This is a genomic window from Actinoallomurus rhizosphaericola, assembly GCF_024055675.1.
Lineage (GTDB): Bacteria > Actinomycetota > Actinomycetes > Streptosporangiales > Streptosporangiaceae > Actinoallomurus > Actinoallomurus soli.
In genome coordinates this window covers 1-26372 of the sequence record NZ_JAMXMW010000031.1, presented here as the reverse complement: position 1 = coordinate 26372, position 26372 = coordinate 1, and the positions used below count along the sequence as shown (strand labels likewise).

The 26372-nt window shown below is 70.4% G+C and carries 29 protein-coding genes and 2 tRNA genes; 16 read left to right on the top strand and 15 right to left on the bottom strand.

The window, feature by feature from the left end:
* Positions 1–155: 155 nt before the first annotated feature.
* Positions 156–1175, bottom strand: a complete 1020-nt coding sequence (locus NE234_RS41480; RefSeq protein ID WP_252786649.1) for a hypothetical protein — start codon at positions 1173–1175, stop codon at positions 156–158.
* A 289-nt stretch (positions 1176–1464) separates the two neighbouring features.
* Between NE234_RS41480 and NE234_RS44895 the strand changes: the two genes are divergently transcribed.
* Entirely contained in the window at positions 1465–1599 is a 135-nt protein-coding gene (locus NE234_RS44895; protein ID WP_256514124.1) for a hypothetical protein, read from the top strand.
* Positions 1600–1609: 10 nt separating this feature from the next.
* On the top strand, positions 1610–2194 hold the full coding sequence (locus tag NE234_RS41475) for a GTP-binding protein (RefSeq protein ID WP_252786648.1): 585 nt from the start codon (positions 1610–1612) through the stop codon (positions 2192–2194).
* A 117-nt stretch (positions 2195–2311) separates the two neighbouring features.
* Here NE234_RS41475 and pepN read toward each other — a convergent pair whose 3' ends face one another.
* Positions 2312–4843: an aminopeptidase N gene (pepN, locus tag NE234_RS41470; protein WP_252786647.1), complete on the bottom strand. Its 2532-nt coding sequence runs from the start codon at positions 4841–4843 to the stop codon at positions 2312–2314.
* Between the two features lie 301 nt (positions 4844–5144).
* Here pepN and NE234_RS41465 point away from each other — a divergent pair, with 301 nt between their 5' ends.
* Entirely contained in the window at positions 5145–5759 is a 615-nt protein-coding gene (locus NE234_RS41465; RefSeq protein ID WP_308206998.1) for a DsbA family protein, read from the top strand.
* 62 nt (positions 5760–5821) lie between these two features.
* On the opposite strand, the gene NE234_RS41460 is transcribed toward NE234_RS41465, so the two are convergent.
* Together NE234_RS41460 and NE234_RS41455 are read right to left on the bottom strand one after the other, a co-directional pair.
* Positions 5822–6625: a heavy metal-binding domain-containing protein gene (locus NE234_RS41460; RefSeq protein ID WP_252786697.1), complete on the bottom strand. Its 804-nt coding sequence runs from the start codon at positions 6623–6625 to the stop codon at positions 5822–5824.
* 107 nt (positions 6626–6732) lie between these two features.
* Positions 6733–7836 carry a Nickel transporter NicT gene (locus NE234_RS41455; protein WP_252786646.1) on the bottom strand — a complete coding sequence of 368 codons (1104 nt, stop codon included), beginning with the start codon at positions 7834–7836 and terminating at the stop codon, positions 6733–6735.
* Between the two features lie 196 nt (positions 7837–8032).
* On the opposite strand from NE234_RS41455, the gene NE234_RS41450 reads away from it, so the two are divergent.
* The 3 genes from NE234_RS41450 (at position 8033) to NE234_RS41440 (ending at position 10931) form a co-directional block, all read left to right on the top strand.
* On the top strand, positions 8033–9442 hold the full coding sequence (locus NE234_RS41450; RefSeq protein WP_252786645.1) for an aldehyde dehydrogenase family protein: 1410 nt from the start codon (positions 8033–8035) through the stop codon (positions 9440–9442).
* A gap of 39 nt (positions 9443–9481) precedes the next feature.
* The gene (locus NE234_RS41445) at positions 9482–10378 is read left to right on the top strand and encodes a hypothetical protein (RefSeq protein WP_252786644.1); all 897 of its coding nucleotides are present in this window, start codon (positions 9482–9484) and stop codon (positions 10376–10378) included.
* An 82-nt stretch (positions 10379–10460) separates the two neighbouring features.
* Positions 10461–10931 carry a ribose-5-phosphate isomerase gene (locus NE234_RS41440; RefSeq protein WP_252786643.1) on the top strand — a complete coding sequence of 157 codons (471 nt, stop codon included), beginning with the start codon at positions 10461–10463 and terminating at the stop codon, positions 10929–10931.
* Between the two features lie 274 nt (positions 10932–11205).
* On the opposite strand, the gene NE234_RS41435 is transcribed toward NE234_RS41440, so the two are convergent.
* On the bottom strand, positions 11206–11379 hold the full coding sequence (locus NE234_RS41435; RefSeq protein ID WP_252786642.1) for a hypothetical protein: 174 nt from the start codon (positions 11377–11379) through the stop codon (positions 11206–11208).
* A gap of 206 nt (positions 11380–11585) precedes the next feature.
* On the opposite strand from NE234_RS41435, the gene NE234_RS41430 reads away from it, so the two are divergent.
* Positions 11586–12704, top strand: coding sequence for a PP2C family protein-serine/threonine phosphatase (locus tag NE234_RS41430; RefSeq protein WP_252786641.1), 1119 nt, complete (start codon positions 11586–11588; stop codon positions 12702–12704).
* A 113-nt stretch (positions 12705–12817) separates the two neighbouring features.
* Positions 12818–13297, top strand: a complete 480-nt coding sequence (locus NE234_RS41425; protein ID WP_252786640.1) for a GNAT family N-acetyltransferase — start codon at positions 12818–12820, stop codon at positions 13295–13297.
* A gap of 229 nt (positions 13298–13526) precedes the next feature.
* On the opposite strand, the gene NE234_RS41420 is transcribed toward NE234_RS41425, so the two are convergent.
* Positions 13527–13967 carry a MerR family transcriptional regulator gene (locus NE234_RS41420; RefSeq protein WP_252786639.1) on the bottom strand — a complete coding sequence of 147 codons (441 nt, stop codon included), beginning with the start codon at positions 13965–13967 and terminating at the stop codon, positions 13527–13529.
* Positions 13968–13980: 13 nt separating this feature from the next.
* Complete coding sequence (locus tag NE234_RS41415; protein ID WP_252786638.1) at positions 13981–15003, bottom strand: MDR family NADP-dependent oxidoreductase; 1023 nt, start codon at positions 15001–15003, stop codon at positions 13981–13983.
* 210 nt (positions 15004–15213) lie between these two features.
* Between NE234_RS41415 and NE234_RS41410 the strand changes: the two genes are divergently transcribed.
* On the top strand, positions 15214–15819 hold the full coding sequence (locus NE234_RS41410) for a hypothetical protein (RefSeq protein ID WP_252786637.1): 606 nt from the start codon (positions 15214–15216) through the stop codon (positions 15817–15819).
* 96 nt (positions 15820–15915) lie between these two features.
* Here NE234_RS41410 and NE234_RS41405 read toward each other — a convergent pair whose 3' ends face one another.
* Positions 15916–16413, bottom strand: a complete 498-nt coding sequence (locus NE234_RS41405) for a hypothetical protein (RefSeq protein WP_252786636.1) — start codon at positions 16411–16413, stop codon at positions 15916–15918.
* 66 nt (positions 16414–16479) lie between these two features.
* The gene (locus NE234_RS41400) at positions 16480–16863 is read right to left on the bottom strand and encodes a VOC family protein (RefSeq protein ID WP_252786635.1); all 384 of its coding nucleotides are present in this window, start codon (positions 16861–16863) and stop codon (positions 16480–16482) included.
* A 320-nt stretch (positions 16864–17183) separates the two neighbouring features.
* On the opposite strand from NE234_RS41400, the gene NE234_RS41390 reads away from it, so the two are divergent.
* From NE234_RS41390 to NE234_RS41375, 4 genes are all read left to right on the top strand, one after another.
* Positions 17184–18053, top strand: coding sequence for an alpha/beta fold hydrolase (locus tag NE234_RS41390; RefSeq protein WP_252786634.1), 870 nt, complete (start codon positions 17184–17186; stop codon positions 18051–18053).
* A 75-nt stretch (positions 18054–18128) separates the two neighbouring features.
* On the top strand, positions 18129–19037 hold the full coding sequence (locus NE234_RS41385) for an alpha/beta fold hydrolase (RefSeq protein WP_252786633.1): 909 nt from the start codon (positions 18129–18131) through the stop codon (positions 19035–19037).
* A 218-nt stretch (positions 19038–19255) separates the two neighbouring features.
* On the top strand, positions 19256–19789 hold the full coding sequence (locus NE234_RS41380) for a DUF3995 domain-containing protein (protein WP_252786632.1): 534 nt from the start codon (positions 19256–19258) through the stop codon (positions 19787–19789).
* Positions 19790–19962: 173 nt separating this feature from the next.
* Entirely contained in the window at positions 19963–20244 is a 282-nt protein-coding gene (locus tag NE234_RS41375) for a hypothetical protein (protein WP_252786631.1), read from the top strand.
* Positions 20245–20486: 242 nt separating this feature from the next.
* Here NE234_RS41375 and NE234_RS41370 read toward each other — a convergent pair.
* Positions 20487–20560: transfer RNA gene (locus NE234_RS41370), tRNA-Gly, on the bottom strand.
* Between the two features lie 97 nt (positions 20561–20657).
* Entirely contained in the window at positions 20658–21347 is a 690-nt protein-coding gene (locus NE234_RS41365; RefSeq protein WP_252786630.1) for a hypothetical protein, read from the bottom strand.
* A gap of 841 nt (positions 21348–22188) precedes the next feature.
* On the opposite strand from NE234_RS41365, the gene NE234_RS41360 reads away from it, so the two are divergent.
* A tRNA-Pro gene (locus tag NE234_RS41360) sits at positions 22189–22262 on the top strand.
* A gap of 78 nt (positions 22263–22340) precedes the next feature.
* On the opposite strand, the gene NE234_RS41355 is transcribed toward NE234_RS41360, so the two are convergent.
* Together NE234_RS41355 and NE234_RS41350 are read right to left on the bottom strand one after the other, a co-directional pair.
* Entirely contained in the window at positions 22341–22709 is a 369-nt protein-coding gene (locus tag NE234_RS41355) for a DUF3140 domain-containing protein (RefSeq protein ID WP_252786629.1), read from the bottom strand.
* 125 nt (positions 22710–22834) lie between these two features.
* Entirely contained in the window at positions 22835–23278 is a 444-nt protein-coding gene (locus tag NE234_RS41350) for a YbhB/YbcL family Raf kinase inhibitor-like protein (RefSeq protein WP_252786628.1), read from the bottom strand.
* 155 nt (positions 23279–23433) lie between these two features.
* On the opposite strand from NE234_RS41350, the gene NE234_RS41345 reads away from it, so the two are divergent.
* Positions 23434–23664 (top strand): hypothetical protein, encoded by a 231-nt coding sequence (locus NE234_RS41345; protein ID WP_252786627.1) that lies wholly within the window; start codon positions 23434–23436, stop codon positions 23662–23664.
* 14 nt (positions 23665–23678) lie between these two features.
* Here the strand turns inward: NE234_RS41345 and NE234_RS41340 are convergent, their stop codons facing one another.
* Together NE234_RS41340 and NE234_RS41335 are read right to left on the bottom strand one after the other, a co-directional pair.
* Positions 23679–24101, bottom strand: coding sequence for a pyridoxamine 5'-phosphate oxidase family protein (locus NE234_RS41340; RefSeq protein ID WP_252786626.1), 423 nt, complete (start codon positions 24099–24101; stop codon positions 23679–23681).
* 133 nt (positions 24102–24234) lie between these two features.
* Positions 24235–24606: a hypothetical protein gene (locus tag NE234_RS41335; RefSeq protein ID WP_252786625.1), complete on the bottom strand. Its 372-nt coding sequence runs from the start codon at positions 24604–24606 to the stop codon at positions 24235–24237.
* A 299-nt stretch (positions 24607–24905) separates the two neighbouring features.
* Here NE234_RS41335 and tig point away from each other — a divergent pair, with 299 nt between their 5' ends.
* Positions 24906–26324, top strand: coding sequence for a trigger factor (gene tig / locus NE234_RS41330; protein ID WP_252786624.1), 1419 nt, complete (start codon positions 24906–24908; stop codon positions 26322–26324).
* Positions 26325–26372 lie beyond the last annotated feature (48 nt).

Sequence of the window (26372 nt, the reverse complement as noted above, 5' to 3'; positions counted from 1 at the left end):
TGGGCTGAAACGGGTCGCCGGCGTGGTCCGGTCCCGGGCCGACGCGGGACGCGGGCCGCCGGCCCCGCTCGGGCGGCCCGGCCGTCTCCGGCCGGCGCGGCACTCGATGCCGTCCTGGGCTGACGGGTCACCCGCGCCGCTCGGCCGGGTCTCGGTCAACGCTCCAGGATCGCGACGATGCGGGCCGCGACGTCGTGCAGCAGGGTGTCCGGCAGGATCGGCCGCCCGGCTGCCGCGGAGAACAGTTCGGGCAGGCCGGGCAGGCAGTAGACGGTGCTGGGCTCGGTGACCGCGCGGCCGAGCGGCTGGTTGCCGACCGACCTGCGGGTGCGCGCCCACGCCTCCTCGACCTCCTCGGGGCTGGGCACCCCGAAGCCGTGCCCGACGGGCGCCGCGTGGCGCAGCCGCACGAGCGCGCCGTCGGCGAACTCCTGGGCCAGCCGGCACCGGGCGGTCAGGGCCTCCAGCACGTCGGGGGACAGGCGCCCGATCACGTCGCAGGGGGTGCGGCAGGACCCCGCGCAGCGGCCGAGGGCGGACGCGAGCGTGCTGTGCTGGCGGTCGAGGTAGGCCCGCCATCCGGGGCCGGGCTCACCGGCCACCCGCAGCGCGCGCTCGGCGGCGGACTGTTCGGGGCGCGTCAGGTCGCACTCGCGGGGCCGGCCCGGCTGCGGCATGATGCCGAACCTGCTGCCGTCGCCGCCGACCGCCGCCGGCAGTAGCGCCGGGTCGCCCGCGTGGCCGAGGACCGGCTCCCAGGCCAGCAGCGGGAGGTACTCCGAGGCGATGTGCAGGGCGGCGACCAGGGCCGCCATCTCCCGCCGCCGCCACCGCGCCTCGATCACCTCGAGCAGCAGGCCGTACGCCGGGCGCAGCGTCCGCAGGGCGCCGCGCGTGCGCTCCTTGGCCGACTGGGGCATCCTGCTGGCCCGGGCGCGGGAGAGCAGGTGGTCGGGCACCTTGTGGGCGTCGACGACCGGGTCGCCGGTGACCTCCGGTACGCCGAAGTCCTCGGCGTCCAGGTCGATCAGCCGCTGGCCGAACGAGCACAGCAGCCGGACCTCGGCGGCGATGTCCGGTCGTAGCCCCGCGGCCCCGGCCTCGCACAATGCGGCGAGGTCCCCGAAGGCGTAGCGCCTGGCGAGTGTCGTGAGTACTTCCCGTGCCGTCTCCACCCGTTCACTTTGCCATGCCATGGGGACATCGCCGCTGCCCGCGGCGAACCGACCGGTGCAGTTACAAATCCGTATTCCAATCGGTGGATCTTGGTTCGCTCTCAGTGAGATCATGTCGGCTGACACGGCGATCGTCCGGTTTCCGTGCCGCCGCAGCGATCATGTGGCCCGGCCGGCCGCGACGGCGGTCAGGGTGACGAGCCGGGTGACGCTCCTGTACGGGCCGGGTGATCCGCCCGCGTACGTCGGGCGACATATCAGGACAAAGGCAGGAAGAGGAGATTTGCTAGTGACGCCGCAGCGGGCCGTACCGACCGGCACTTCCGACTGGCTGCCCTGGCTCGCCGCAGCCATGGCCCCGGACGCGGACGCCGTCTCCTCGCGCCTCCACCACGGCGCCCGTTCCAGTGAAAGCGGGTACTGAGAAAATGCAGATGGGAACCCAGCTCGCGGTCAAGGTGCTGGTCGCCGGTGGATTCGGGGCGGGCAAGACCACCCTGGTCAACACGGTCAGTGAGATCCAGACGCTGCGCACCGAGGAGATGCTCACCTCCCAGAGCGTCGGCGTCGACGACACCTCCGGCGTCGAGCAGAAGACCACCACGACCGTGGCGATGGACTTCGGCCGTATCACGCTCGGCGACGGGCTCGTCCTCTACGTCTTCGGTACGCCGGGGCAGAAGCGGTTCTGGTTCATGTGGGACGAACTGGCCGTCGGCGCGATCGGCGCGGTCGTCCTCGCCGACACCCGGCGGCTGGCGGACTGCTTCTCCTCGATCGACTTCTTCGAGCGCCGCGGCATGCCGTTCATCGTCGGGCTCAACCGCTTCGAGGGCGCTGCCCAGCCCGACATCGACGCGGTCCGGGGCGCGCTCGACCTCGACCCGCACGTGCCGGTGATCACCTGCGACGCCCGGGAGCGGGAGTCGGTCAAGCAGGTGCTCATCACCCTGGTCGAGCACGTCCTCGGCACCCGGCAGCGGCAGCGCCAGCGGTCGGCCGCCGCCTACAACGCCTGACGGGGGCCGCCTGACGGGCGCGCGGCCCACCACGCCTGACGGGGCGCGCCGCCCATCACGTCTGATCGCGTGGAAAAGGCCCGGCCGGGAACCGGCCGGGCCTTCTCCACGCACTCCCTACGCGCTCTGGCGGTCCTTCTCCCGCGCCCGCAGGGCACGGGCGACGCCGTCGCGCCCCTCGATGAGGAGGCGGCGCAGGGCCGACGGCGGGTTCTCCGCCTCGAGGTACGCCGTGGTGCGGTCGATCGTGGCCGGCGAGATCACCAGGAACGGGTAGGCGGTCTCGGCGAACGTGCTGGCCATGTCGCTGGACCACGAGGACCAGACGCGGCCGACCTCGGCGAAGTACTTCTCGACGTACGGCTCCAGCAGCGAGATGTCGTCGGTGTCGACGAAGCCGCCGAGCGTGGCGCGGTACAGCGCGTTCGGCAGCTCGCCGCCGATGATGCGCTCCCACGCCGCGGCCTTGGCCTCGGCGGTCGGGATCGCGGCGCGGCCGGCGACGGCGTGCCGCTCGCCCGCGGCGGTCGCGTCGCGGCGCAGCTCCGCCTCGACCTCCTCCTCGCCGGCCGCGCCGCGGACGACGAGACGGCGCAGCAGCGACCAGCGCAGGTCCGTGTCGACGACCAGGCCGTCCAGCGTGGTGGACCCGTCGAGGAGGCCGCGGACGTACGCGACGTGCTCGTCGGAGGTGGCCACCGACACGAACGCCTGGGTGTAGGCGAGCTGCCAGTCCGAGCCGGGCTCGGCCTCGGACAGCAGCGTGTGCAGCTCGTCGGCGAGCAGGCGGTAGCCGGTCTCCCGCCACGCGGGGTCGGCGTACTGCGAGGTGGCCAGCCGCGCCTGCCGCAGCAGCGTCTGGGCCACCGACACGTCGGTGACGCCGCGGATGCCGGACAGCACCAGCCGGACGTAGTCGCGCGCGGCCAGCTCGGCGTCACGGCACATGTCCCAGGCCGCCGACCAGCACAGCGCCCGCGGCAGGCCCTCGGTGATCTCCCCGATGCCGTCGACGAGGGTGCGCAGCGAGTGCTCGTCGAGGCGGACCTTGGCGTAGGTCAGGTCGTCGTCGTTGACCAGGACCAGGTCCGGGCGGCTCTCGCCGACCAGCTCGGCGACCTCCGTACGGGCGCCGACGACGTCGAGCTCGACGCGCCTGCGCCGCACGATGCCCTTGTCGGTGCGGTCGTACAGGCCGATCGCCACGCGGTGCGAGCGCAGCGTCGGGTGGTTCTCCGGCGCCTCCTGCAGCACCGCGAACGAGGTGAAGCGGCCCTCGTCGTCGACCTCGTACGACGGGCGCAGCGTGTTGACGCCGGCCGTCTCCAGCCACTCCTTCGACCAGGAGGTCAGGTCGCGGCCCGAGGTCTCCTCGAGGGCGTCGAGCAGGTCGGACAGCGAGGTGTTGCCCCACGCGTGCCGGTCGAAGTAGGCGCGGACGCCGCTGAAGAAGTTGTCACGCCCGACGTAGGCGACGAGCTGCTTCAGGACGCTGGCGCCCTTGGCGTACGTGATGCCGTCGAAGTTGACCTCGACCGCCCGGATGTCGGGGATGTCGGCGGAGATCGGGTGGGTCGACGGGAGCTGGTCCTGGCGGTACGCCCAGGTCTTCCAGAGGTTCGCGAAGGTCGTCCAGGCGCCCGTCCACCGGGTGGCCTCCGACTGGCAGAGCACGCTCATGTACGTCGCGAACGACTCGTTCAGCCACAGGTCGTCCCACCAGCGCATGGTGACCAGGTCGCCGAACCACATGTGCGCCATCTCGTGCAGGATCGTCTCGGCGCGGCGCTCGTAGGCGGCGTCGGTGACCCGCGACCGGAAGACGTAGTCCTCCAGGAACGTGACGCAGCCGGCGTTCTCCATGGCACCCGCGTTGAACTCCGGCACGAACAGCTGGTCGTACTTGTCGAAGGGGTACGGCCGGGCGAAGGCGCGGCGGAAGAAGTCGAAGCCCTGCTTGGTGACCTCGAAGATCGCGTCGGCGTCGAAGTGCTCGGCGAGGCTGGCCCGGCAGTAGGCGCCGAGCGGGATGCGCTGGCCGTCGGCGACGTACTCGTCGCGCTCCACGTGGTACGGGCCGGCCACCAGGGCGGTGATGTAGGTGGAGATCCCGGGCGTCGCGGGGAAGTGCCAGCGGCCGCCCTCGGCGCGGTCGGGCGCGTTGTTGGTGATGACCTGCCAGTGCTCCGGGGCGGTCACGCTCAGCTCGAACCGCGCCTTCAGATCCGGCTGGTCGAAGCAGGCGTACATGCGGTGCGCGTCGCAGGTCTCGAACTGCGTGTAGAGGTACGCCTCCTGGTCGACCGGGTCGACGAAGCGGTGGAGTCCCTCGCCGGTGCGGGAGTAGGCGTTGTCGGAGATCACCCGCAGCTCGTTCTCGGCGGCGAGGCCGGGCAGCGGGATGCGGCCCTTCTCCGGGTCGTACGATCCGGGGTCGAGCGCCTTGCCGTTGAGGGTGATCTCGCGGACCGTCGCGTCGTGGAGGTCGACGAAACTGGACGCGCCGGGCTCGGCGCAGCCGAACCTGATGGTGGTGTCCGAGACGAACGTCTCCGCTCCCGCCGTGAGGTCGAGATCGACCTCGTACGACTCGACGGTCAGCAGCCGGGCGCGCTCCCGCGCCTCATCGCGCGTCAGATTGCCAGCCAAGTGAACTCCTCGCCTCGTTTCACGACGTCGTGGTGGTATCAACGGTACGGCTCAGGGTGTGGCGGCACGAACGGCAGGGCCGCCCCACTGCCCATCTAACCGCGAGTTCGTGATCACGCCCCCGGATCTGGGGGATCTCCCGGCGGAATGCAGGCCGGAACGCGTCGGTTGCCGGTTACGGGGGTCCGGCGTCGCAGCGACGCCCGGCCCCCGTGAGACGGGCCGGCGACCTCGGTGTGAGGTCCGCCGGCGAGTTCGACGGCGGTCCGGGAGGACGCGCCGAAAGAGTGTGGAGGTTGCGGTGACCGACACCGAGCGCACACCGGTGGACTTCTGGTTCGACCCGAGGTGCCCGTGGGCCTGGATGACCTCGCGGTGGATCCTCGAGGTCGAGCGGCTGCGGCCGATCGACGTCCGGTGGCACGTCATGAGCCTGTCCGTGCTCAACGAGGGGCGTGACCTGCCGGAGCAGTACGTCGAGTTCATGAAGACGGCGTGGGGGCCGGTCCGCGTGTGCATCGCGGCGGAGAAGAAGTACGGCGCCGAGGTGCTGGGCTCCCTCTACACCGAGCTGGGCACCCGCTTCCACAACGAGCAGCGGAAGGACGTCGGCCAGGTCATCGAGGACGCCCTCGAGGCGGCCGGCCTCGACCGGGCGCTGGCGGCCGCCGCCGACACCGACGAGTACGACGAGGCGCTGCGCGCCTCGCACGCCGACGGCATGGACCGGGTCGGCTACGAGGTCGGCACGCCGGTGATCTCGGTGGAGGGCGCGTCGTTCTTCGGCCCGGTCGTGTCGCCGATCCCGCGCGGCGAGGCCGCGGCGAAGCTGTGGGACGGCGTGCGCCTCGTCGCGGGCACGGACGGCTTCTTCGAGCTCAAGCGCAGCCGCACGCGCGACCCGATCTTCGACTGACGGCACCCGCGTCTGATCGTCCACTCCGGCCGGCCGGAGTGGACGATCAGGCGCCGGTGGGCTCAGTCGGTGAGCGGCATGGTCATCGTCGGGTTCACCGGGCGGGCGTCGGGCTGGAGGCGGCTGACGGCGGTGCCCATGCAGAAGAACTCCACCGCGTGCTCGCCCCAGATCCAGTCGTCCTCCGACACCGAGACGCCGACGACGCCGTCCGCGCCCACCTGCTGGCACTCGTACTGCAGCCGGGCCATGGCGATCTCACGGGCGTCGTAGACGGCCTGCGTGTAGGTGTCGAGCTCGGTGTTCTGGCCGGCCGCCTGGAGCACCTGACGGAACGACATGTGGGCGACGTGGTAGACGCACGTGCCCAGCACCATCGCGCGCGGTGCCCAGCCGTGCTGGATGAGCGTCCAGAAGTCCTGGCCGGACAGATGGGACGTGAAGGGCCGGCCCGCGGGCGTGCGCAGGCCCGGATTCCCCCGGACGGCCGTGCCCACCGCCACGAACTCCATGACGTCGGCGGACAGCGCGTACCCCCGCGCCCGGATCTCGACGCCGATCACTCCGTCGGCGCCGAGCGCGTCGGCCTCCGACTCCATGCGGGCCATGGCCAGCTCGCGCGCGTTGTACATGGCCTGGGTCAGGACGGAGAGCTCCTGGCTCACCTTCCACCGGGTCGGCTGAGTGCCGATGTGGTAGATGCAGGTCCCCATCACCAGGCCGAGCGGCTCGAATCCGGCCTGGGTGGTGAGCACGAACTCGTTCACCGACAGGTCGGAGGTGAAGCACGGCCGCCCCTGTGAGGCGGCCGCGAGACGGGACCTGGCGCTGTCGGGAAGCCGCTGTGGCTGTTGTGACTCCGGCATACTCACGCGCCGAGCGTAGAGGCGGGAATCTCCGGCAGTACATAGCCGACTTCGAGGGCAAAGAGTCATTTACCTTGACGGCGCCGCCGAGGATCTGTCAGGCCGGCTCAGGCGTCGGAGTCCTGGAGGGCGGCCGACCAGCGCTGCTCGATCCGGCCGAGCTTCCAGACCGCCAGCGCCCCGACCCAGACCACCACGAGCAGACCGGTGACCACGAAACCGGCCGTGTTCAGGTCCAGGCCGGCGATCCAGTCCCAGAAGCCCCCGTGCAGCCCGAACCGGTCCTGGGCGACCTGCAGCAGCTCCGTACCGCCGATCACGAAGGCGAACGCCACCGAGATCCCGGTCAGGACGATGTTGTAGAAGATCTTGCGGACCGGGTTCGAGAACGCCCAGCCGTACGCGAAGTTCATGAACGTGCCGTCGATGCTGTCCCACAGCGACATGCCGGCCGCGAAGATGACCGGCAGGCACAGCACGGCGTACCAGGGGAGGGAGCTCGCGGCGGCGGCCGAGCCGGCGAGGGCCAGCAGGCCGACCTCCGTGGCGGTGTCGAAGCCCAGCCCGAACAGGAAGCCCAGCGGGTACATCTGCCACGGCTTGGTGATCGCCTTCGTGAAGCGGCCCAGGAAGCGGTTCATGAACCCGCGGTTGTCGAGCTGGGCCTCCAGCGCGGCCTCGTCGTAGACGCCCGCGCGCATCTCGCGGAACACCTTCACGATGCCCAGCAGGATCACCAGGTTGATGATCGCGATGATGGCGAGGAAGGTTCCGGACACGGTGGGGCCGATCGTGCCGGTGATCTGGTGCAGCCCGGAGTTCTCGTCGGCGACGCCGTTGGACAGCGCCTTGACGCCGAAGCCGAGCAGCAGGCAGGCGACGAAGACCACCGACGAGTGCCCCAGCGAGAACCAGAACCCCACCGACACCGGGCGCTGGCCGTCGGACATCAGCTTCCGGGTGGTGTTGTCGATCGCCGCGAGGTGGTCCGCGTCGAACGCGTGCCGCATGCCGAGCGCGTACGCCGTCAGCGCGATCCCGACGCCGAACAGCTTCCCGTTGCCCAGGTGGTAGTGGCCGGGCAGGACGAGGAGCAGCAGGATCCCCCAGCCGACGACGTGCAACAGCGCCACGAAGCCGGCCATCCCGGCGAGGCGCCCCCACTCCGCCCGGCCGAGCCGGGTACGTGCCGCGGACCGCACCGTCGTCATCCATCCTCCTCGTGCCGCCGTGAGCGCTGGAAGGCGCTCCCCTTCCGCCATTCAATCCCTATTGCAAAACACTTGCAACAGCCGATCGTGTGCCGATCGAGCCATCCGCGGTCCCGGGAGCGCCGCCGGAGAGGGACCCATATCCCTCACCTGGACGGTTGGTCGGTGCTCGGCGACCGGGGGAAGGATGGATGACATGCGCGATGTGATCTATGTGGGCGGAGCGTGGGCGGACTCATCGGCCACGGCGACGATCGACGTCATCAACCCGGCGAACGAGCAGGTCATCGACCGGATACCGGAGGGCACCGCGGCGGACGTCGACCGGGCGGTGGCCCAGGCGCGCCGGGCGCAGGGGGACTGGGAGGCGACCACGCCGGAGGAGCGCGCCGCGCACCTCCGCGCCATCCTGGAGGGCATCGAGACCCGCCGGGACGACCTCGCCAGGATCATCGCGACCGACCTGGGCGCCCCGTACGCGCTGGCGCAGAAGGTGCACGTCGACACGCCGATCGCGGTCCTGACCGGCGTCGTCGACCTTCTGGAGGGCTACGACTTCGCGGGGGAGCGCTGCGGCAACTCGGTGATCGTCCGGGAGCCGGTCGGCGTCGTCGGAGCGATCACGCCGTGGAACTACCCGCTGCACCAGGTCGTCGCCAAGGTCGCCCCCGCCCTCGCGGCCGGCTGCACCGTCGTCCTCAAGCCCAGCGAGGTCGCGCCGCTCGCCGCGTACGCGCTCGCCGACATCATCGACGAGGCCGGCCTGCCGCCGGGGGTGTTCAACCTCGTCTCGGGGACCGGCCCGGTCGTCGGTGAGGCGATCGCGACCCACGAGGACGTCGACATGGTGTCCTTCACCGGCTCCACCCGGGCCGGACGGCGCGTCGCCGAACTGGCCGCCGCGTCCGTCAAGCGCGTCGCGCTCGAACTCGGCGGCAAGTCGCCGAACCTCATCCTCCCGGACGCGGACCTGTCCCTGGCCGTCAAGGTGGGGGTGGCCAAGGCGTTCGTCAACTCCGGGCAGACGTGCAACGCCCTGACCCGCATGCTGGTGCCACGGCCCCTGTACGACGAGGCGGTGGCGCTCGCGGCCAAGGCGGCGGAACGCCACACCCCCGGCGACCCGTTCGAAGAGGGCACCCGGCTGGGCCCGCTCGCCTCGCGCGCCCAGCTCGACCGCGTCCGCGAGTACATCGAGAAGGGCGTGGAAGAGGGCGCGCGGCTGGTGACCGGCGGCACGGAGAGCTCGCTGCGCCCCGGCTACCACGTACCGCCGACCGTCTTCGCGGACGTCACACCGTCGATGACGATCGCCCGCGAGGAGATCTTCGGGCCCGTCCTGTCGATCCTCGCCTACGACTCCGAGGACGAGGCCGTGCGCATCGCCAACGACACCCCGTACGGCCTCGCGGCGGCCGTATGGTCGGCGGACCGGGACCACGCCGTCGCGGTCGCACGCCGGATCAAGGCCGGTCAGGTCGAGATCAACGGCGGCCGGTTCAACCCCTCGGCGCCGTTCGGCGGGTACAAGCGGTCCGGCCTCGGGCGCGAGCTCGGCCGCTACGGGCTGGAGGAGTTCCTGGAGGTCAAATCCCTGCAATTCTGAGGGCTTCCGGCGCGTTCCACGACGGGTTAGGGTCCCGCCATGCGATCTCGGGTGATCGGGGCGGTCATCGGCGGTGTCGGCGCGATCCTCGTGGTCGCCCTCCTGGCGGGCAACCAGTGGTCCGTCGACGCCATCACGCGGCACGACGGTTACACGAACGACAAGATCGGGCCCCTCACGCAGTACCTGACGTTCCCGAGCTGGCGCGTCAGCCCGCTGCGCGCCGCCATCCTGTTGCCGGCCGACGTGGGCACGCTGGCGCTCCTGGTGTTCACCGCGCTGCTGATCGTTCCGGCGGTCCGCTCCCTCGTCCCGCGCGCCGGCGGGCCGGGGCGGCCGCCCCTTCCCGTGGGCGCCGGCGGCGGGGAGGCCCGGGGCGGGGCGTTCGGCGCGCTCGTCTGTGGCTGGTGGGCGACCGTCGTCGCCGGCGCCCTGGCGGGCCTGGTCCGCGGCGTGGTGCTGAACGCGCTGGAGCCACTGCCCGGCATGAGCTGGCGGTTCACCTGGTCGAGCCTGGGCGCCGGCGCGGGTTTCGGTCTCTTCTTCGGCTGGCTCGTCGGTCTGGGCGTCCTCATCGGCCTCGGCCGCCGACGCGCGCACCCCGCCTTCCCGCCGCCCGGCGTCCCCGCACCCGCCGCGCCGTACGCTCCGCCCGGCCCGCCCGCGCCGGCCGCTCCGTACGGCCCGCCGCAGCCGGGCTGGGGCGCTCCGCCGCCCCACCCGGGGTTCGGTGAGGCCCCGGCCACCCCGCCTCCCACGGCGCGCCCGCTGCCACCGGGACCCGCCGCCCAGGCCGCTCCGCCACCCTCGTACGCGCCGGACCCCGAACCGGATCCGGCGGAGGCGCCGCACCGGCCGCCGGAGCGCGGCCGGTCGGAGGACCGGACGCTCGACCCGGAGCCCTGGCGGCGCGAACCCGGCTCCGACCCCTCCTGACGGCCCCCGTCCGCTCGTACGCCCGCCCCTGCCGAGGCCCCAGGCGCAGGGCGGGCCGTACCGACCTGACAGACTTTGGCCCATGCGCGTCTATCTCGGTTCCGACCACGCGGGCTACGAACTCAAGCAGCATTTGATCGGATGGCTCACCGAGCAGGGGCACGAGCCGGTCGACTGCGGGCCGAAGGAGTACGACCCCCAGGACGACTATCCGCCGTTCGTCATGGACGCGGCCGCCCGCACCGCGGCGGAGCCCGGATCGCTCGGCGTCGTCATCGGCGGCTCCGGCAACGGCGAGGCCATCGCCGCGAACAAGGTCCCCGGCGTACGCGCCGCCCTGGCCTGGAACGAGGAGACCGCACGTCTCGGCCGCGAGCACAACGACGCGAACGTCATCAGCGTCGGCGCGCGCATGCACACCACCGACGAGGCCACCCGGTTCGTGGAGATCTTCCTCGACACGCCGTTCTCCGGCGAGGAGCGCCACGTACGGCGCATCGCCATGCTGACGGCCTATGAGAAGACCGGCGAGCTGCCCCGCCTGCCGGACTGATCCACACGACGGCAGCGACCAGGGCCACCGGACCCGGCGCACCCGGCCGCCCGGCGCCGTACGGACCGGCGTACGCGCGGAGCTACGCGGGCGGTGCCGTGAGCGCCGGTGTCCGGGCCGCGCCGTGAAGGCGGAGCGACGCGGGCGGTGCCGTAAGGGCCGTGTACGGGCGGCGCCGCGAGGACGGGGTGTCCAGGCGGCGCCGCAGGGGCGGAGCGTACGAGCGACGGGTCCGGGCCGGCGGGGCGTGCGGCCGCCGGAGCCGGACCGACGATCAGAGCCGCGCGGCGGCCCGGCGCTTCGCCAGCCGGCGTTTCTCTCCCCGGCGGGGCTTGACGGGCTGGGACGGAGCGGCCGCGAGCCTCGGCGCCTCGTCCTCCGAACGATCGCGCGAGACGTCACGGGCTCGCATCGCCGCGTCGACCGTGACACGCATGGCCTGTCCCATCCGTCACCTCCGAAAGACCCGATGATCCGTTAAACCTCCCCTCAATGGGCCGCCCGAAAACACGCGCGCGGCGGCACGCCCGTGTCTCCAGCAGCCGGGCAGGACACCGGTCCTACGGCCCGACGGCGTTTCGGACGGCCGAGACCCACGTCACGTCCACGGTGCCTCAACACGGATCATGCGATGCTCGATACAGTGCCCGCATCATGCTTAGCCGCCTGGTCCAGCTCCTGCCGCCGAGGGTCCGCGCGTTCCTGCGCCGGATCCCCGTCCTGGTGCGGCTGTACCAATGGCTCCAGCGCGGCCAGCTCACGCAGGACCGCAACGCCCTCGCGGCCCTCGTCACCGTGACCGTCGCGATCGGGATCTCCGCGCCGGCGTCGCAGACCTGGTTCTCGCCCAGCGCCGTCGTCCTGACCGTCCTGGCCGGAGGACTCCTGCTGCGCGTCCGCAGCCTCCGGGTGCTCCTCGGCTTCGTCGCCGCCGCGCTGCTGTACGACGCGATCGCCATGGGATTCTCGCGCGTCGGCCCCGGCGTCGTCGGCACCATCATCGTCACGGCGGTCCTCGCGACGGTGCTGGCCCGCAGCCGGGAGCAGATCGGCGTGAAGGGGCTGCGCGGCGAGCTCATGCTCCTCGAACTGCGCGACCGGCTGCGCCGCCAGGGTGAGATGCCGGCACTGCCGAGCGGCTGGGACTCCAAGGTCGTCCTCCTCCAGGCCGGCGGCTCGTCCTTCGGCGGCGACTTCTTCGTCTCGGTCTGCCGCGACGACACGCTCGAGGTCGCCCTCGTGGACGTCTCCGGCAAAGGCGTCGACGCCGGCACGCGCGCGCTCATGCTGTCCGGCGCGTTCGGCGGCCTGCTCGGATCCGTCGAGCCCGAGCGGTTCCTCTCGGCCTGCAACGCCTACCTGCACCGTCAGCGGTGGGACGAGGGCTTCGTCACGGCGGTGCACCTGACCATCGACCTGCGGACCGGTGAGTACGTCGTCGAGTCGGCCGGCCACCCGCCCGCCGTGCAGTTCGACGCCGGCAGCGGCACCTGGCGGGTCAGCTCGGCCAAGGGCATCGTGCTCGGCGTCGTCCCCGAGATGAGCGCCGAGCCCGAGCGGGGCCTGCTCCGCCCGGGCGACGCGCTGCTCCTCTACACCGACGGCCTGGTGGAGGCGCCGGGCCGCGATCTCGACGCCGGCATCGACCGGCTGCTCGGGGCCGTCGAGCGCCTCGTCCCCAGCGGATTCCGCGAGGGCGCCACGGAGCTCGTCACCGAGATGGCCGCCGCCCGTGACGACGACTGCGCGCTGGTCCTCATCTGGCGGAAGTGACCCGGGGTCTCCCGGCCACCGGCGCGGGACCTCCGGACGGGTCACCGGCGCAAGTCACGCCTCACGGGCCGTGCCTCCACGCCACCATGGCGCCGACCTGGCAGTCTGCGACTATGAGCACTGTCACACTGCAACCGGTCGACGAGCACCTGTTGCCGAGGTTGCTCGAGCTCGCGGTCGAGGACACCGACCCGCACGAGGTCATTCCCGGCGAACCCGAGGCGCACGGGTGGACCACCGAGCGCCGCGCGGCCTTCGAAGACCTCCACCGGCCGGAGGGCGGTGCCGCCTACGCGGTGCTCGCGGACGACCGGCTCGTCGGGGGCGCGCGGATCACCCCTGCCGAGGCGCCCCGTGCGGTCGAGGCGTACGTCTGGCTCGCCCGCTCGGCCCGCGGGAAGGGCTACAGCACCCACGCGTTCTGCCTGCTGATCGATGAGGCCCGCGCCCACGGAGCCCACGCGATCGTCGCCGAGACACAGGTCTCCAACACGCCCGCCGTCTGCATGCTCCGCTCCCTCGGCGCCATGCTGTGGGAGGACCCCGGCACCGGGTCCGCGCACGCCACCCTCCGCGTCGGCGAGAGCGACTGACCGCGCACCCGTCCTTTCACGGGCGGTTCCCGCGAGGGCGACCGACCGCGCGTCCGCCTTCTGACGGGCGGGTTCCACGAGAGGGAGCGACCGCGTATTCGACCCCTGATGGGCGGGTTCCGCGGGGGCGGCCGACCGCGCCCCTGATCCCTCACGGGCCCGTCCCGGGACCGCCGGCGGACAGGAACGCGTCCGTGTCCAGGGGCCGGAGTCCGGCGCCGTCCGGCACTCAGGACCGCGTCGGCACCGTACGATCCCTCGCCCGCGCCGGCTCCTCGCGCGTCACATCTGGGCCCCGGGATCCCGGTGCGTCCATCCGGGCCGCGAGGCGGTCACGGAGCCGCGTCAGACGGGCGATCTCGTCGTCGAGGGCGGCGAGCCGGCGCTCCGCCACCCCGCCGGCCCGCGCGCACGCCCCCGGCCCCCCGTACGGGGGAAGGGCGCTCCCCTCCAGCAGATCCAGGCGGTCCCGGCACTCGCGCAGGTCGGCGACGGTCAACCCCAGCGACAGCAGCGTACGGATCATGCGGACGCGGGCGACCTCACGGTCGGTGTACTCGCGCTGCCCTGCGGCGGTCCGCCGAGGCGGCGGCAGTAGGCCGTGCTGCTCGTAGAAGCGCAGCGCACGGGGGGTCGTTCCGGCCGCTGCCGCCGCGTCGCCGATCCGCATGCTTCCTCCGGTGTCAGAGAGCCACCACGACCGTGCCCAGGTACCGCCCGGTCATCATCTCGTGCAACGCGCGCGGAGCGTTCTCGAGGCCGTCGACGCGGACGTACGGAAAACCGATGGCACCGGAGCGCGCCCAGCCGGCGAACCGCTCGATCCACTCCGCCCGGACGTCCGGATCGTTCACCGCGCTGTACCCGAGCATCGTGATCTGCTTGAGGACCAGCCGGTAGGAGTCGAGCTCGACCGGTGCCGTGGTCCCGGTGCCGTCCGCCGCCAGCTGCCCGGACAGCGCGCCGACCAGGACGAACCGCGCGCCGGTCCGCGCGGTGGCGACCGCGGCGCGCAGATCTTCGCCGCCGACGTTGTCGAAGAGGACGTCGATGCCGTCGGGCGCGGCCGCGGCCAGCTGCTCGAGCAGGGGCCCGGCCCCACGGACGACGGCCGCGTCGTACCCGAGGTCGGCGACCATCCGCGTCGCCTTCTCCGGTGACCCGGTGCTCCCGATGACCCGCCCGGCGCCGAGCAGCCGGGCGATCGGCCCGGCCAGTGAGCCGACGGACCCGGCTCCGCCGGAGACGAACACCGTGTCACCCGGCTGCAGCCGGGCGCCGCGCGTCAGGGCCCCGTACGCGGTCGGCCCCTGAGAGAGGTGCATCACCGGATCAGGCAGTGTGCCGACCAGGGGTGAGCAGTCGGCGGCGTCCACGACCGCGTAGTCACGCCATCCCCACCAGTGGGAGACCAGGTCACCGACGTGGAGCCCACCGGCGTCCGGTGCCGAGACCACCTCACCGATCGCCGGCCCGAACAGGGCGTCCCCGGGACGGACCGGAGGGAAAGGAGCGCCTTCCACGCCGCCTCCGAGCAGCGTCCTAAGTGCGGAGAACACGGTGAAGAACCGGTTATGGACCACGACCTCCCCGCCGCCGGGAGCCCGCAGCGGCGTCTCGGCGACGGCGAAGTCCCCTGGACGCGGCAAGCCGGAGGGGGTGGTCACGAGACGCACTTCACGGGAGACAGGGGGCAGCTCAGACATCGGACGCTCCTCGAACGAATGACCGCGGTGACAGGGCGCCGCGAAGCTAACCCCTGACCCACGCGTCAGAGGCAAGCCCGCCTCAGGGCATCGGACGAGCGGTCACCCGCCGCCTGCCATCCTGGGATGCGCACATCTCGACGCCTGGTACCGCGGCGGCGGTTCGCGCCACTTCCAGGTGTGAAGGACGGAGCGAAGACCGGCGGGGTCATGACCGAGGATGAGATCGTCGAAGCCATACGTGCGAGCGCCGGGCCTGACGTGTTGCCCGTGGCGTCACCCGAGGCGGTCACCGAAACCGAGAATGTCATCGGGTACCCGCTCCCGCCGCTGCTGCGAAGGCTCTATCTCGAGGTGGGGAACGGATGCTTCGGACCGAGGGGCGGCATCATCGGCGTTCGAGGCTACGACTTCCGCCGAAGCGACGTCTTCGCGGACATCGGTGAATCGGCCGCAGCGTTCAGGAGCGAGCCGAGCGGGCAGCGGCGGGGTATGGTCCAGTTGCTGGACTGGGGATGCTGCATCGCATCACTGCTCGACTGCCGTGACCCCGCAGGCGCGATGTGGGGATGGGACCCCAACCTGTGCTGTCTGGAGCATGCTCTCTTCCCACAGGACGTCACCTTCAACGAATGGCTGGCCGAGTCGATCGGCCGCGAGTACCCCGAGCCCTTCTACGAGGGCTACTTCGACTCCCTGCCGAAGGCCGGCCCCGGCGATGGGGAGCCGACCCGCCTTGGTGCCGGTGAGGAAGACGGGCGTTCGTGTGACCGGTCGCCGCCGGTCTGGGTCAACGGCAGGCTGCGGCGTGACTGAGGCGGAACGAGTGAGTCGGCTGTCCGACCATCCGGTGCCATCCTCTCGTGCAGGGGCCGCCCGCGGCCGGAGGGCGAGCACGGTCTGTCCGCGCGTTCACGCCTCCTCGAAGCCTCGTCCAGCCGCATCACGGCCCTCGCGCGCATGCCCTACGGCGCGGCGTGTCCACCCCTCCTGGTAGGCCTCCTGCTGCGCCACGGTCCCGACTTTGGAAGCGGGAGCAGCCGAGAAGACGTACCGGTGAGCAGAACGCCTGGACAACAGGCAGAACAGGTTCTTGAGCACCATCCCGGCCGGCCCGTGCCTGGCGGCGACCAGGCACCCACCGTGCATCTGGATACTCATCGACGTCGGCCAGGAGTCGACCCGCGCTCCGGCGATCAGAAACCGGAAACCCGCTGCCTCAGGGGCCGCACGGAGATCGCAGACGGCCTCGAAGAGATGCTCCCCGACACCAGCCCAGATTCCTCCGCGGCCGTCGCTCGCTTCGACACGCCACTCCCCAGTGTCGTCACCGACCGCCGTGAGGGACCACGACTCCACACTCCCCTGCGGGGTGAGCACGGAGATGTCTTCTGCCAACTCGTCGGCCATCCGGGCCACGTCCTCGTCGACCAGGTCTTCTCTCCCGGATCATTCCTAACGACAGGGCGCAGGCGGTCACCGTGCCGGGTCGTCGATCGGACGCAGGATGCAGAACTCGTTGCCCTCGGGGTCGCGTAGTGTGCGCCACCGGTCTCCGTCGTAGATGTCGTCCGCGCGGGTGGCGCCGAGCGCGAGCACCTGCTCCGTCGCCGCGTCCAGGTCCGCGCTGCGCAGGTCGAGGTGCAAACGGTTCTTCTCGCCTGACTTCTTCTCCGGGACGTACGCGAAATCGATCACATGGCCCTCCACGGTGCGCAGGCAAGCGATCCCCTCGTCGTCGATCTCGACCTCGCCCCCGAGCAGGCGCTGCCACCAGCGGGCGAGGCCGGGCGGGTCCGCGCAGTCGACGGTCAGCGCCGCTACGGGCATCGGAAGCAACTCATCGTCCATGGCCGCCATGGCCGAAGCGTAACGGGCGCGGGCGGCGACAGTGGCGCGCGCCCGCGACGCCCAGGGCGCTGCATACCGGCCGACCTGGGCCTTCGTCACTTCCATCCTCAGTCTGAGCCCGCCAGATCGCGGGTAGGTCCGACGTGGACGATGTCCGCGATCCAGGTCGTCGAGCAGGGGAGTTCGCGGAGGAGCCGCCAGGACTCGACGGCGGCGATGGCTTGTTCGACCAGCGCGCCCGAACCTTCGCGCAGGCCTGTTGACCGCTTGCCGGCCGGCGGACAACGTCCGCCGACGGGAAACGGCTGCAGGAATTCGGAGGTCAGACCATGCCGTTCTCAAAGCCGACCAATGGTTTCCGCCTGCACTACCTGCGATCGGGAGAAGGCCGGCCGGTAGTACTCGTACACGGTAATCCGGGCGACAACAGGGAGTACTCCAAGCTGCTGCCCCTGCTGACACCCTCCGCCGACGTGATCGTCCCCGACCTGAGGGGCTACGGCAAGTCGGATAAGCACCTGAAGGACGTGGGCAACGCCTACGCCCTGTCCGGACAGGTGGACGGCGTCATCGCCCTGATCGACGAACTCGGCATCAGCAACGCGGTCTTGTGCGGGTACGACATCGGCAGCTTCACCGTCCAGACGATCGCGGTGAAGCGGCCGGACCTCGCCAGATCCCTGGTGATCGCGCCACCGACGATGGGGGTCGGCCGACGGATCCTGGAGGAGGAGGCGGTCAACGCATTCCTCCACGCGATCTTCTACAAGACGACGTTGGTCGAGGATCTCATCGACGGCAAGCCGGATGCCGTACGCGCCGCGCTGAAGGAGAACCTCCAGAACTGGTCGGCTCCAGGCTCCGAAGTCGTGGACGAACTGCTGGACCATCTGACCGAGAACCATTCCGCCCCGGGTGCTTTCGTGGCCGGCGTCATGTGGTTCCGCTTCCCGGAGGGGAACCCCATCACCTATTACGCCAACGAGAAGAAGCCGGATCCCGCTGACAGGTTCTCAAAGCCGATCACCATCCTCTGGCCCGACAAGGATCCGCTCTTTCCGCAGGAATGGAGCGACAACCTGTCCGACTTCTACAGTGACTACACACTGCATTTCATGGAGAACGTCGGGCACTTCAGTCCGCTGGAAGCGCCTGACGTCTGGGCCGCGCATATCTTGGAGCATGTGCGTGAGGCCTAGTGGGGGTAAAACCGAGCGTGTGATCCGATCGGCAGATCAAGCTCATCTGAGCTGCCGGTTCGCGTCAGGAGGTGCATGATGCAGGGGCTCCACCACAATATGTTCGATCGCGCGGACGTGCGCATCCACTACGTGACCGCAGGAACACCGCCGAGCGGTGGCGGCGATGGTCGAACGATCGTGTTGTTGCACGGCTGGCCCCAGACCTGGTGGGAATGGCGTCTCGTCATGGAGCCTCTCCGTTCCGATGGCTGGTTCGTCGTGGCTCCCGATTATCGAGGTGCCGGCGGGTCATCGAAGCCCGAGGGCGGCTATGACAAGCAAACGATGGCAGGCGACGTCAGAGCGCTGCTCGATCATCTCGGCGTGCAGCGCCCGATCACTCTTGTCGGTCACGACCTCGGGATGCTGGTCGCCTACGCGTACGCTTCCCTTTATCCAGATGACGTTGAGCGTCTCGTGCTCATGGAGGCTCCTATCCCGGGCACCGAAGCATATGAGAGCGTGCTGGCGACGACCAGGTTCAGTGAGGCCAAGCTTTGGCACTTCCACTTCCACGGCGCACCGGGCAACATCGCTGAGACCCTCATCGCCGGCAGCGAGTTTCCATACCTCCGTAGTTTCTATGTCAAGCTGAGCGCGAACCCTGATGCCATCTCCATAGCGGACGCGGAGCGATATGTCGCCGACTACACGGCTCCCGGAGCCATGCGAGCGGGCCTTGAGCTCTTTCGGGCTTTCGAGAAGGACGCAGATGACAATCGGCGCATTCTGGCAGAAAAGGGTAAGCTGAAGATGCCCGTGCTCGGACTCGGAGGGACCGCGAGCTTCTTTCTGCCAGTGGCCGAGGAGATGCTCTCGGAGGTCGCTGAAAGCGTCAGTGTCCGACCGATCGAGGATTCGGGCCACTGGATCGCTGAGGAGCAGCCGGCGACACTCCTGCAGCGCCTGCGCGAATTCGTCCAGACGGCCGGCGCGGGCTGACCCGGCGGCGGGCGCCTGGTCGGCGGCGCGTGCGGCCCGCCTTGAAGATGGCGACGTTCACGCGGCCGTCTCCGCCTTCCACGGGAGCGTCATCCCCCGGGAGGGGGACGTGCCAACACGGCGGCTCCAAGATGATCGACGATATGAGACCCTTCGGAGGCTCGCTCACCTCGTATGCCCGACCGCAGCGCGCCGATCGAGTATCGGCGGATCGCCGCATGCGCGACGATGCCCTGCGCGCTAATCGAAGGACCGCCTATTTCGCCTTCGCCTGGGTGATGGCCTTCCTGGCCTGGCACGCCGTCTGGTACGTCACCGGCCTCGGTTTTCCCTCCGCTTCGGATCAGCATGGGGCCGAGCGGGCCGCGGTCCAGGTGTTCTCGTTGATCGTCGTTCTCATGGTCATCGTTGGAGCACTGCTGCCGTTGGCCCTGGCGCAGCCGTGGGGTCGGCGGATTCCTCGATGGATGCTCCTCTCCGCGGCATGGACGGGGGCCGTGCTCCTCGCGGCACGCGGGGTATCGGGTGTCGGAGACGATCTGGTCCGGGTCACCGGGATACTGCCGAAGGGATTCACCGGGCTGACGACGGCACAGACCTTGGGGACCTCGCATCCCTCGTTCTGGTGCCTGTTCGCGAGCGGCGCCACCGACGTGCTCTTCACCGTCGGCGGTCTGGCGTTCGTTCTCGCCGCCAGGGCCTACCGTCGCGTCACCCTCGCCTCGCACGGACGCGAGGCCACCGAGCGATGACATCGCCGCTCCATCTACAAGAGGTCCACCTAAGTGGAATTCACCGATTCTTCCTCTCGTGATTAATCTGATCGCGGCTTCGTTCGCCGGGCGCACGTGCTGCGAACGATCCACTCGACCGTCGCATCTCGTCAGGTGCATCCCCTACCCGGGGCCGAAGAGAAAGAAGAAAGATGCGAGCTCGTCAACGACTTCCAGCGCTCATCGCCGTTTGCGCGATCGCCGCCGGCGTGATGGCCACGGCGACGGCTGCGGAGGCCGCTCCTACTCACGCAGGCAAGTCATCGACGGGCGCGACCGCCTTCGGCCCGGGCGCATACATCTGGCAGGGCGACTTCCCGTCGGAGACGGATTGCGAGAACGCGGGTGTCGAGGACGTGCGCTACGGCGCTTGGGATTACGTCTGCGTACCCATCACCGGAAGCACTGAATGGGCGCTCGGCGTTCAGTGGTAGTCAGCCGCGACCCTTGAGGCCGGTCGGGTCGCGTGGCGACCCAACCGGTCCTTGTCTTCGGCAGGTCGGTCGCGCCGGCGATCGGCCGCCCGGCCGGCGCGACCGGAGGGATCGGTGCCCACGCCGCACGCGAATCCGATCGGGCACGGATCGGGCACGGATCTGGCACGGAGGCGGGAGAAGGCCGGATTAAGATCGAAGGCCCAGGTCGCCGGATGCCGGGTGACCTGGGCCTTCGTGGTTGGAGCGGGCGACGGGAATCGAACCCGCGTAGCCAGTTTGGAAGACTGGGGCTCTACCATTGAGCTACGCCCGCGTGCGCCGGAGACCAACGGACGACCGCCGATCTCACAACGTCCCTCGCGTAGCGTACCGGTTCCCGAGCCCCGGTTGTGCACGCGCGAACGGTGATCCTATGCACGGCTCGGTCCCGGCCCTCCGTTCTGCGGCGGTCGTGCGCGGCGCGGTCGGCGGCCGGTGGGCCGGTCACGGCTCGGCCGGCCGCGGGCCTGGCGGTCGCCGTCGGACCGGTCGCGGGTGGGCCGGGAGGCCCCTCCCTCGTCGGCGAACAGCTGGGCGAACTGCGCGGGCAGCCGCCGGAACAGCCGGGGCGTGCCGAGCGTCAGGACGTAGCCCCAGAGGATCATCAGGTTGCGGCAGCGGTCGTGCACCTCAGGGTCCGCGACGTTGACGATCGCGAGGACGAACAGCGTCAGCTCGCCCAGCAGGAGGACCATTCCCCAGCCGGCGAGTCCGACCAGGCCCCACAGCGCGACGGACGGTGGCAGGCGCAGGCCCGTGATGTGAAGGCCGTCGTGGCGGACCTCCGACAGGCACCATCCGGTCCCGCTCGCCCCGAACAGCCCACCGGCGACGTACAGGACGCTGCGGTTCCGCCGGGGACGAGGGCGGGCGTGTCGGTGGCGTGTGGATGAGGCCGCACCGCCCTTGCGGGCGTACGGTGTCCGCTCGTCCATGACGGCCGTTCCCGGTCGCGTCCCGCCGTCGGCCACGACCGGCGACGGCGGGAGGCCGACCGTGGCGGCGGCCACCGCTGGTGTCCCGTCAACGACGGTCGAGGACCGTGGTGTCATGTCATCCATGGCGACCTCCCATGGCCGCGTGGGGTCCGCCTCGGTCGGAAGCGCGAAACCGCCGACCGGCGGACCGCCGGTGGCGTACGGTAGGACGCGATGGCAACCCGTGATCGCCGTGAGACCGGCTCAACGGCGGTATAACGCGCGAAATAGCCATTTCATGAGCTCCCGCGAGCCTTGTCTGTTTCCCGAAACCGGCAGGTTCGATGGAGGAGGGGGCCGCCCGCGTCTACCGCCGGCTGCGCCAACAGTCCCCGGTCGGAGATGGGGGCGGCCCTGATGCCCTTTTCTGTTGTACGGCACCATCCGGCGCCGGCCGTACTCTTCGGCCGCCGTCGGCTCGGCGCTCGATCCCGGCGCGGAGCGGCCGCTTAAAAACGATCTCGTAACGCCTCTTGGTGCGCTCTTCCGTATTACCGGCAGTGACGATCAGAGTGCCGGAACCCACGGCCCGCGCGGGGCTCCCGGCCTCCCGATCGTGTGACGTGTGCAATACAGTAGCTGATCAGACGTGCTTTGCGGCCACCGTGGACGCATTAATTGATCGCACCATTAATAAGATCACTTTTAGCGTCGGCGTGATTACCGACCGTGAATAGCGCCTGGTGACAAATCGGGCGAAGCGCCCCAGTCGCATACTCGATGCGAGGGGTGAGGGGGTGTCGATACCTTCCCAATTTGGAGTGCGAATTCCTAATTGGCCCGATATTCCCCGCGCGTTCTCCGGGGCGGGGGTGACCGACCGGCGGGCGCGCCGATCCCGGCCCGTCCTCGACGGGACTGTCACCGTACGTGAGAACGGCGTGGCCGCCCGGAAGGGCGGCTTTTCGGTACACTCGGTGACTCACGGGCTGTAGCGCAGCTTGGTAGCGCACTGCGTTTGGGTCGCAGGGGTCGGGAGTTCGAATCTCCCCAGCCCGACACGTTCCGAACGAAGAACCCCCCGGGCGGTCGCCCCGGGGGTTCTTCGTTCATCGGGTCACCGTGGCCGGTGCTGTCTCACGGCAGATCCTCGCTCCCGTGCGGGTCCGGCCGGAGCGGGTCGTGCCCGAGGGTCATCAACGCCCGGCGCCACGCGTCATCCGCCGCGCCCCGCTCCGGTGGCGACTCCAGCCGCCGGGTCACCTCGTCGACCGTTCGCCGCATGTTCCGCAGATCGTCGTCCGTCAGATCCACCTTGCGCTTCCCGAGGATCTTCACCACCTCGGTGCCGAGCCCGAACCACAACCGGTCGGGATCGTCGGGGAATGCCTCCTCGCCCGAGGTGACGGTCAGCAACCACGTTCGCAGCTCCTCCGACGTCATGTTGACGACACGGTGGAACTCCTCCCACAGCGTCCCGACCTCGGGAGCGGTACGGTCAGTCACGCTTCCTCCTCCTCCGTCGTAGACGTCTACCTCGCGTTCCGCCCTACCCGCCCGGCGGAGAACATGCGCCTCATCTGCCATGGACGCCGACCGGGGCCCTTCTCCCGGAGACGCCGACCGAGGGATCACCGGCCGTAGACGCCGACGAGGGTGCCGGCCGCCAGGACCCGGTCCTCCACCGCCTCGTCCAGGTCGCCGGCGGAGAAGCCGGTCGTCATTCCCGACGGCTCGGACAGGGCCAGCAGCCGGAAGACGTACCGGTGCGGCCGGTCGCCGGGAGGCGGATGCGGGCCGCCGTAGCCGGGGCGGCCGTAGTCGTTGCGTCCCGGCACGGATCCGGTCGGCGGGTCGCCCGCCGCCACGCCCTCGCTCTCCGGCGGGACCCCGGCCAGCAGCCAGTGGACGAACGTGCCGACCGGAGCGTCCGGGTCCTCGCACCTGAGGACGAGCTCGACCGCCCGGTCCGGTACTCCGGACCACCGCAGCGGCGGGGAGACGTCGCCGGCCTCGTGGGAGTACTCCTTCGGGATCTCCGCGTGGTCATCGAACGCGGAACTTCGTAGCGTCATCTCCTGCATGCGGGGGTCCTGCCCGCTCGGAGCGGTCGCGCACCTCGCGGGCGAGGCCGTCCACCGGCGCGAACTCCCTCCGCGTCCGCTTCGACCACCGGCCGACGGGGAACCGCATAGGACATAGCGGTGTGACGAGACTCGGGGGGAATCTCATGGCTCACTGTGATGTCTGCGGCAATGAGTACGACAAGGCGTTCACCGTCATCACCGCCGACGGGGCGTCGCGCGTCTTCGACTCCGTCGAGTGCGCCGCGCACGCGATCGCTCCGGTGTGCGAGCACTGCGGCTGCCGGGTCCTCGGGCACGGCGCGGAGGCCGGCGATCGGATCTTCTGCTGTGCGGCGTGCGCCCGCGCGGTCGGCGTCGAGAAGGTACGCGCCTGAGCCGAAGAGCGGCGTCAGGACGACGTGGGCAGCCGGCGACCGGAGATCAGCTCCGGTGTGATGGCGATGAAGTGGTCCTGGGCGGTCGGCGCCCACGTGCGCAGGGGCAGCTCGCGGAGCTCGGACAGCTCGCCGTCCTCCGAGACGATGCGGGAGTGTCCGACGATCACCACGGACCAGCCGGTACGGATCGCCGGGTCGAACTCGTCGACCTCGAACGCCACCACGGCGTTACGGGCCGCCGCCGCGAGCTTCGACCCGGACGACGTACGGATGATCACTTCGCCGTTGGCCACGAGGAAGTTGACCGGCTGGATCGCCGGGAGCGCGCGATCCGTGAAGACGATCCGGCCGAGCGGGGCCGCGTCGATCAACCGACGGCATTCCTCTTCCGTCAGGATCTCCAGGCCACCGGAGTCGTACACGGGATTCCTCACCCAGGGTCCACGGCGTGCATGCGTAACACGGTAACGACGCCGTGAGAGAACGCGGTGAGGCGAAGATCCCCGGATCGGGGGACCAAGGTCCCTTGTGCCCGCCCGACCCTCGTACGGCAGGCGCCCAGGGGATTCAGGAGCCGCAGGTGTGCTTCAGCTCGTTGGTGGCGGCGATCAGCGCGGACGAGTCGACGCTCGACCCGGTCCCGTCCGCGGCCGCCTTCACCTGCCGGCCCAGCTGGTCGAGGGCGCCCGCCGCCTTCTCGGCGGACCTGCGCAGGCTGCCGTCGGTGCCTTTGGCCTGGTCACGAAGGGTCGTGGCGCCGGAGGAGTACGTCTGCGCCACGCGGAGGGGGTCGTCCACCTGGGTCATCGCCTGGCGCCGGATCCCGTTCAGGGTGCTCTCCAGCCGGCCGCACGCCTTCTTGTCCACGCCACCGCAACCGGTCGTGGACAGGGCCAGCGCGCCGAGCAGGCATACGCTGAGGACACGGCTCAGGAACATCGCAGCATCATGGCATGACCTTTACTGATCCGTGGGTGCTTCGTGGGGCCCACCTTGGAGATCCTCGTGCTGAGGAACCCGACGACGGCCGGGCGGCTCTCGGGAATGAGCGCCCTTTCGCAATACTTGGGCGCACATTGCCGCCCCGCCTGTCCGCGGACATGGCGGAACACCATAGACTTGGCGCGCGAAGGCGCGCGGTGCCCGCATTCGGCGTGCCCGCGACCGGCTGACAACGCCGCCGCCCACGACATCCAACGTGAAATCCGTGCCGCGGCCGGATCAAGGAGACCGCCCCAGTGAAGACCGATGTTGAGGAGCTGAGCCCGACCCGGGTCAAGCTCACCGTCGAGGTGCCTTTCGACGAGCTGAAGCCCAACCTCGACAAGGCGTACAAGGAGATCTCGCAGCAGGTCCGCATCAAGGGCTTCCGCCCGGGCAAGGTGCCGGCCCGCCTGATCGACCAGTACGTCGGACGGGGCGCGGTCCTGCAGGAGGCGGTCAACGACGCGCTGCCCGACCTGTACGGTCGCGCCGTGCAGGAGAGCGAGGTCTTCGCCCTCGGCCAGCCCGACGTAGAGATCACCGAGCTGCAGGACAACGAGCAGTTCGCGTTCACCGCCGAGGTCGACATCCGGCCGAAGTTCGAGGTGCCGGACTACGACGGCCTGGAGATCACCGTCGACTCCGTCGAGGTGACCGACGAGGAGATCGAGCAGACGATCTCCAACCTCCGCGAGCGTTTCGCGACGCTGACCAACGCGGACCGGCCGGCGCAGGAGGGCGACTTCGTCTCCATCGACCTCTCCGCCAAGATCGACGGCGAGGACGTCGAGGACGCCCGCACCACCGGCTACTCCTACGAGGTCGGCAGCAACTCCTCGATCGACGGGCTCGACGAGCAGCTCGCCGGCATGAACGCCGAGGAGTCCAAGACCTTCACCTCCACCCTGGTCGGCGGCGAGCACGCCGGCGAGGAGGCCGAGGTCACGGTCACCGTGCAGAGCGTGAAGATCAAGGAGCTGCCCGAGCTCGACGACGAGTTCGCCCAGCTCGCGAGCGAGTTCGACACGATCGAGGAGCTGCGCGAGGACGTCCGCAAGCGGCTGGAGCAGCAGAAGCGCGCCCAGCAGCTCGGCCAGGCTCGCGACAAGGCCCTCGAGGCGCTCATGGACAAGCTCGACATCCCGCTCCCGGACAGCGTGATCGAGGCCGAGGTCCAGCGCCGCAACGAGCAGCTCGACCAGCAGCTGCAGATGTACGGCCTGGACCGGGAGAAGTACCTCGAGCAGCAGGAGCAGAGCGCCGAGGAGTACGACGAGGAGCTGCAGAAGGACGCCCGTGAGGCGGTCAAGGGCGGCTTCATCCTCGACCAGCTCGCCCTCCAGGAGGAGCTGACCGTCGAGAACGAGGAGCTGACCGAGTACGTCGTCTCCAACGCCCTGCAGATGGGCGTGCAGCCCGACGTCCTGGCGCGGCACCTGACCGAGAACAACCAGATCCCGGCCGTCGTGTCCGAGGTCCTGCGCAGCAAGGCCCTGAACCTCGTCGTCGAGCACGTCAAGGCCAAGGACGAGGACGGCAACGAGGTCGACCTGGCCGCGCTGCAGCGGCGGCTCGCCGGTGAGGACGAGGCCGAGGCCCCGGCCGCCGAGGCCGCCGAGGCGCCGGAGACCGCCGAGACCTCCGAGGCGGAGAACGAGAAGACGGACGCCTGATCAGGCCGAATTTCCGGACGGGGCGGCCCCACTGGTGCCGGCCCCGCC

Coding starts and splice junctions, on each gene's coding strand:
- NE234_RS41475 (WP_252786648.1), top strand. CDS start 1,610: ATGGGAACCCAGCTCGCGGTCAAGGTGCTGGTCGCCGGTGGATTCGGG.
- NE234_RS41460 (WP_252786697.1), bottom strand. CDS start 6,625: ATGCCGGAGTCACAACAGCCACAGCGGCTTCCCGACAGCGCCAGGTCC.
- NE234_RS41455 (WP_252786646.1), bottom strand. CDS start 7,836: ATGACGACGGTGCGGTCCGCGGCACGTACCCGGCTCGGCCGGGCGGAG.
- NE234_RS41450 (WP_252786645.1), top strand. CDS start 8,033: ATGCGCGATGTGATCTATGTGGGCGGAGCGTGGGCGGACTCATCGGCC.
- NE234_RS41445 (WP_252786644.1), top strand. CDS start 9,482: ATGCGATCTCGGGTGATCGGGGCGGTCATCGGCGGTGTCGGCGCGATC.
- NE234_RS41440 (WP_252786643.1), top strand. CDS start 10,461: ATGCGCGTCTATCTCGGTTCCGACCACGCGGGCTACGAACTCAAGCAG.
- NE234_RS41435 (WP_252786642.1), bottom strand. CDS start 11,379: ATGGGACAGGCCATGCGTGTCACGGTCGACGCGGCGATGCGAGCCCGT.
- NE234_RS41430 (WP_252786641.1), top strand. CDS start 11,586: ATGCTTAGCCGCCTGGTCCAGCTCCTGCCGCCGAGGGTCCGCGCGTTC.
- NE234_RS41425 (WP_252786640.1), top strand. CDS start 12,818: ATGAGCACTGTCACACTGCAACCGGTCGACGAGCACCTGTTGCCGAGG.
- NE234_RS41420 (WP_252786639.1), bottom strand. CDS start 13,967: ATGCGGATCGGCGACGCGGCGGCAGCGGCCGGAACGACCCCCCGTGCG.
- NE234_RS41415 (WP_252786638.1), bottom strand. CDS start 15,003: ATGTCTGAGCTGCCCCCTGTCTCCCGTGAAGTGCGTCTCGTGACCACC.
- NE234_RS41410 (WP_252786637.1), top strand. CDS start 15,214: ATGACCGAGGATGAGATCGTCGAAGCCATACGTGCGAGCGCCGGGCCT.
- NE234_RS41405 (WP_252786636.1), bottom strand. CDS start 16,413: ATGGCCGACGAGTTGGCAGAAGACATCTCCGTGCTCACCCCGCAGGGG.
- NE234_RS41400 (WP_252786635.1), bottom strand. CDS start 16,863: ATGGCGGCCATGGACGATGAGTTGCTTCCGATGCCCGTAGCGGCGCTG.
- NE234_RS41390 (WP_252786634.1), top strand. CDS start 17,184: ATGCCGTTCTCAAAGCCGACCAATGGTTTCCGCCTGCACTACCTGCGA.
- NE234_RS41385 (WP_252786633.1), top strand. CDS start 18,129: ATGATGCAGGGGCTCCACCACAATATGTTCGATCGCGCGGACGTGCGC.
- NE234_RS41380 (WP_252786632.1), top strand. CDS start 19,256: ATGCGCGACGATGCCCTGCGCGCTAATCGAAGGACCGCCTATTTCGCC.
- NE234_RS41375 (WP_252786631.1), top strand. CDS start 19,963: ATGCGAGCTCGTCAACGACTTCCAGCGCTCATCGCCGTTTGCGCGATC.
- NE234_RS41365 (WP_252786630.1), bottom strand. CDS start 21,347: ATGGATGACATGACACCACGGTCCTCGACCGTCGTTGACGGGACACCA.
- NE234_RS41350 (WP_252786628.1), bottom strand. CDS start 23,278: ATGACGCTACGAAGTTCCGCGTTCGATGACCACGCGGAGATCCCGAAG.
- NE234_RS41345 (WP_252786627.1), top strand. CDS start 23,434: ATGGCTCACTGTGATGTCTGCGGCAATGAGTACGACAAGGCGTTCACC.
- NE234_RS41335 (WP_252786625.1), bottom strand. CDS start 24,606: ATGTTCCTGAGCCGTGTCCTCAGCGTATGCCTGCTCGGCGCGCTGGCC.